General features: G+C 33.3%; 8 protein-coding genes. All 8 read right to left on the bottom strand.

What is annotated here, in order from left to right:
• The coding region (locus tag B3J44_RS03005) for a nicotinamide phosphoribosyltransferase domain-containing protein (RefSeq protein WP_286965690.1) at window positions 1-281 on the bottom strand (281 nt) is incomplete at its 3' end.
• 11 nt (window positions 282-292) lie between these two features.
• Window positions 293-1,228 carry an ADP-ribosylglycohydrolase family protein gene (locus tag B3J44_RS03000; RefSeq protein ID WP_286965689.1) on the bottom strand — a complete coding sequence of 312 codons (936 nt, stop codon included), beginning with the start codon at window positions 1,226-1,228 and terminating at the stop codon, window positions 293-295.
• A 1-nt stretch (window position 1,229) separates the two neighbouring features.
• On the bottom strand, window positions 1,230-1,961 hold the full coding sequence (locus tag B3J44_RS02995) for a metallophosphoesterase family protein (RefSeq protein WP_286965686.1): 732 nt from the start codon (window positions 1,959-1,961) through the stop codon (window positions 1,230-1,232).
• Between the two features lie 3 nt (window positions 1,962-1,964).
• Complete coding sequence (locus tag B3J44_RS02990; protein ID WP_286965684.1) at window positions 1,965-2,525, bottom strand: prolyl hydroxylase family protein; 561 nt, start codon at window positions 2,523-2,525, stop codon at window positions 1,965-1,967.
• Between the two features lie 66 nt (window positions 2,526-2,591).
• Complete coding sequence (locus B3J44_RS02985; RefSeq protein ID WP_286965681.1) at window positions 2,592-3,140, bottom strand: RNA 2'-phosphotransferase; 549 nt, start codon at window positions 3,138-3,140, stop codon at window positions 2,592-2,594.
• A 42-nt stretch (window positions 3,141-3,182) separates the two neighbouring features.
• A complete protein-coding gene (locus B3J44_RS02980; protein WP_286965680.1) occupies window positions 3,183-3,689 on the bottom strand; it encodes an O-acetyl-ADP-ribose deacetylase in 507 nt (168 codons plus the stop codon).
• An 18-nt stretch (window positions 3,690-3,707) separates the two neighbouring features.
• Complete coding sequence (locus B3J44_RS02975) at window positions 3,708-4,178, bottom strand: macro domain-containing protein (RefSeq protein WP_198855292.1); 471 nt, start codon at window positions 4,176-4,178, stop codon at window positions 3,708-3,710.
• 109 nt (window positions 4,179-4,287) lie between these two features.
• Window positions 4,288-4,815, bottom strand: a 528-nt coding sequence (locus tag B3J44_RS02970) for an NADAR family protein (RefSeq protein ID WP_198855291.1), incomplete at its 5' end; no start/stop codon positions are given.

Below are 4,815 nucleotides of genomic sequence, written 5' to 3'. Positions count from 1 at the left end.
TCTATATGTTTAGTTCCAACCAAATTTTCGCCCAAATAATTATTGATTCTTCGAGAATATTTTTTGATTACTTCTTCTTTTGGTTTTTTGAAGAACTCTTCTTCGAAATCATGAATAATATATTTTTTAATGAAATATTGTAATCCGAAAAAAATTACTTCATCAACGGTTTCAATTCTTGATTTTCTTGGTGTCCAGTTAGAGTACACAATTGTGGTTCCGTCTGGGTATTGTCTTCTGTGGTCAACTTTGTAACCGTCAGTTAATAGTAGTGGGTTCATATATAAATTATTTATATTTTATTTGATAAGCGTTCTGCTAAATCTTTTATATCATTTACTCTTGCTAAATTGTCAATCCATTTTTGTGGAATATTCTCGATTCCATAGTACATTCCCGCGACTCCTCCTGCAATTGCACCTGTCGTGTCTGTATCTTGTCCTAAATTGACTGCTTTTAAAACAGTTTCTTTATATGAATCTGAATTTAAAAAACACCAAATGCTCGCTTCTAAACTATGAAGCACATAACCCGAAGAATGAACTTCGTTTTCCTTGTATTCTGAGATATCATTTTTCAGAATTCTATCAAACAATGCAATTTCTATAGGGTTAAAACTTTTATCTTTCAGAAATTCAGAAAGAACAAGTTGCATATTTTTATAAGCTTCGAATTTATCTTTATCTTTTAAAATTTCCAAACAATAAACCACGTAAATAAAACAAGCCAATACAGATCTAAAATGCGCGTGTGTTATTGATGAAACTTCTTTAACTTTTTGATAAATAACTTCAATATTATTTTCTTTTTGAAGATAAAAAACCAGTGGCAAAATACGCATTAAGGAACCATTACCGTTATCGCTTTCAGAAAATCCGCCACATAAATCCGGCTGATGTCCTTTTGCAATATTTAGAATTGCATTTCTCGTCGCGATTCCAATATCAAAAACTTTTCCATGTGGTGTCCACAATTCTGCAGAATACCATTTTACAAAATTTCTTGCGATATCATTTAAATCATAACCTGAACATAAACTTTCGGCTAGACAAAAGGCAAGTGAACTATCATCGCTCCAAGTTCCTATTGGCTGATGATGCGTTCCAAAACCAAACATTTCAGTAACTGGATTCTCTTTTAAATAAGCTCGAGATTGAAACTCAACAGGAACTCCCAAAGCATCGCCAACAGCCAAACCAAATAAACCAGATTCTATTTTATTTTTCATTTTATTTATTTCTTCCTTTTTCATCTGGATAAAATGTCTGTACTACATCGCTCTGCCAGAATTCTTTTGTTTCAACCTCAATACAGGTCAATTTTCCATAAAAACCTGCTCCTGTGTCAATATTCCAAACATTGCAACCTTGCATTGGAATTTCTACATCGTAATGAAGCGTTGGCGTATGGCCAATATAGATTTCATTAAAAAGCAGTAATCGTTTTGGATATGAAAGTGAATCTTTTTTTATTCGCTTGTCCATTGTCAGTGCCATTTCCCATAACGTTCTATCCCACGAAAAATTGGTTTGGTAATGCTCTTTTTCTGGTCCGTGCATCGATGAAAATCCAGCGTGAATAAAAAGATTGTTGTTTTCATCTACGAAATAATCTTTCATTTGATTAAAGAATTCCTGATGTTTCTGTCTTTCCGAAAGACTGATACTTTGATAACTTTCTATAGTCGATTTTCCTCCATGAAGAAACCAGATATCATTTATAACATCGTTCATCAACCATTCTTGACACCAAGCATCGTGATTTCCTTTTACAAAAATACATTCGTGTTTTTGAGATAAACCGATAAGGAAATCAATTACCTGTGCAGATTCGCTCCAACCGTCGACATAATCTCCTAAGAAAATTAATCGATCATTTTCAGTTACTGTAACTCGGTCCAATAACTGAACAAGAGCTTTTAATCCTCCATGAATATCTCCAAAAACTAGTGTTCTTTTCATTAATTAAATACTGTCTTTACTTTTATACATAATATCAGTTCTTAAAACATATTTTATTCCCGAAATCAAAGATGCCCCTTCATGACGCTGTTTATGTTCAAAAATAAGAGCTGATCCTGTTTTGGGTTCAATAATTTCACCCGTAGCAAATTTCGTTTCTCCGCCTTCATAACCATCATTCAGATAAATAAGAAATGTATAATAGCTAGATTCTAATTCATTACGTTTATAACTTCCGTCAATATGCATTTTAAAACGTTGACTTGGATTATACTTATAAAACCTAAACATTTCATTTAATCCAATAGCTGTACTGTTTCCAACTTCTGCTCTAACATATGGTTCCAGTTTCTGCCATAATAAAGAGGCATATTCATCATCCTGATACATGATACGTTCGTTATTACGTACCATTTTCATCATTTTTTGCGCGCCATCAACATTTACTTCAGCTTCTTCAAAGCCCATTTGTTCGCTTCTCTCTATTAACTCATTACACTCTTCGACAGTAAGAAAATTATCGATCGTGTAAATTTCCTTTTCTTCATTAATAATATTCAACATGATTACGTATTTAGGAATTATTAAAATTGTTTCTTGGAAAATTTTATGTCTGAAGCAATTTGTTTATTACGATGTAAACTCGATATATTTTGCCGGAACCTCATCTGTCAACCAAACATTGTTTTCAGATAAATAAAATTTAAATCCGTCTCTATGCATCGCGCCGCTTCTAACGGTTAAAATTTGTGGCACTCCTCTTCTACTTCCAACTTTTGTTGCCGTTTCTTTGTCTTTGCTTAAATGCACGTGTTGGCGACTCATTTTTTTCAAACCTTCTACACGAATGTTTTCCATAAATTTTCCGACAGTTCCGTGGTACAAATATTCCAAAGGCTCTGTTTCTGCCAGATTTAATTCAACCGAAATGGAATGTCCCTGACTTGCACGGATTTTGGTTTTATTTTCATTGTAAGCGAAACGCTTTTTATCATTATTTTCTACAACGTAATCTAAAAGTTCTGCGTCTAGACGTTGTCCTTTTTTATTACATTTTATAATTAATTCTTCTACATCCGCCCATCCATTTTCGTCTAATTTTAATCCGATTTTTTCTGGCGAATGTCTAAGCACCAGACTCAAAAACTTGCTGACGCTTTTAGCTATATTTTCATTCATGTTAGTGTTTTCTTTTACCAACGAAATATTCCTGCGGAACATTTACAAAAGGTCTTTATAAATCTTGTAATTTTCATCATCGAAACAGACAAATATTACCTTTTCTATTTCATTTGATTTATCGAAATCTTTTACAGTTCTTACTGCGATTTCTGCGGCTTTATCTTTTGGAAAGTGATAAATCCCTGTACTGATATTTGGAAAAGCAATTGTTTTGATTCCGTTTTCAACAGCAAGATTCAAGCTGTTCTGGTAACAATCTGCTAGCAATTTTGATTTTTCTTCTTTGTCGCCATTCCAAACTGGCCCAACAGTATGAATAACATATTTAGAAGGCAGATTTCCTGCAGCTGTAATTACTGCTTCACCTGTTTTGCATCCTCCCTGCTTATTTCTAATTTGAACACATTCGTCTAAAATTGCTTTTCCTCCTTTTCGATGAATTGCACCATCAACGCCACCACCTCCAAGCAAAGAAGTATTAGCTGCATTTACGATTGCATCAACTTGAATTTCTGTTATATCTGCTTTTAACAATTCAATTTTCATGATACTTTTGCTATCTATTTAAAAATCATAAACCACGACTTTTATATCCTGACTAGAAAGAGTTTTAAGAATAATTGGTTCAATCATTTCCCATTTTCCACCAGCTAATCCACATCCAATTCTAGGCATATGAACTGATGCATTGTTTGTTTTTGCAAAATCAGAAACTGCTTCTAATCCTTCTTCAATCGCTTGGTATCGAATTGGAGCTCCACCGTTTTCATCTTTATTGATTTTGTGTTGCCCTATTAAGTTTGCAACCCATAAATCTTCTTCAACTTGAACAAACTGCACTTTCCCTAATTCAAAATCATTTTTAGATTTAAACCATTCACGATATTGCTTTTCTGGTGTTTTCCATCTTTTTGAAATTGCCATTACAAACCCTTTTCCCCATCCGCCAATATCATTGCAAACGTGAACGATTATCTTATTTTCTGTTCCTTCAGGAGATGTCGCATCACCTTTTATATATTGTATGTCTTTCATTTTTACAATTTATTTTAATCAAACGTTCCTACGGAACGTAAATTCGATTAATCGATATTTTTTTTCTACCGACCAAATGTTCCTAGCGGAACATCTTTAGCATTTCGATTTATCTCAATTCATCCCTAACTTCCATCAAAGCAAAACCTAAAAGATTCAATCCTTTCCAAGCTTCTGGTTTTAGAACATCTTTGTGATCTTCTGCCATTCCGATTCCCCAAATTGGATCAACTGGACTTGCTTCTACAATAACTCGTTCTTTAGTATTCAATAAGAACGTTTTCAAATCGGCGTTTTGACTGAATTTGTGATAGTTTCCTTGTTTTACAATTTCGTATCGGTTTTCTAACCAAACTGTATCAACATAATTTTTAACTTCTCTACCCAATTTTTTAGCTTCGGCAGGAGAATCAGCTTTAAGAATTTTTTCTAAAATTTCTTGATCGTTGAATAATTCCGCTTTCTTGGCCATCATCCAATGTTCGGCAGTTTTATAAGTTATTTTATCAACTTTAAAAGAACTCAACCACCATTGGCTGAAACAGGTTTTGAGAATTTTTCCGTCTTTACTTGGTTGGTGTCCCCAGAAAAATAAAAATTTACTTTCTGGAGCTATGGTATCTATATTGTATTTCAT

This window comes from Flavobacterium sp. UBA4854 (assembly GCF_002399805.1).
Taxonomy (GTDB): domain Bacteria; phylum Bacteroidota; class Bacteroidia; order Flavobacteriales; family Flavobacteriaceae; genus Flavobacterium; species Flavobacterium ginsengisoli.
Note: the sequence above shows the minus strand (reverse complement) of the source record. Positions and strands in the feature narration are given on the sequence as shown.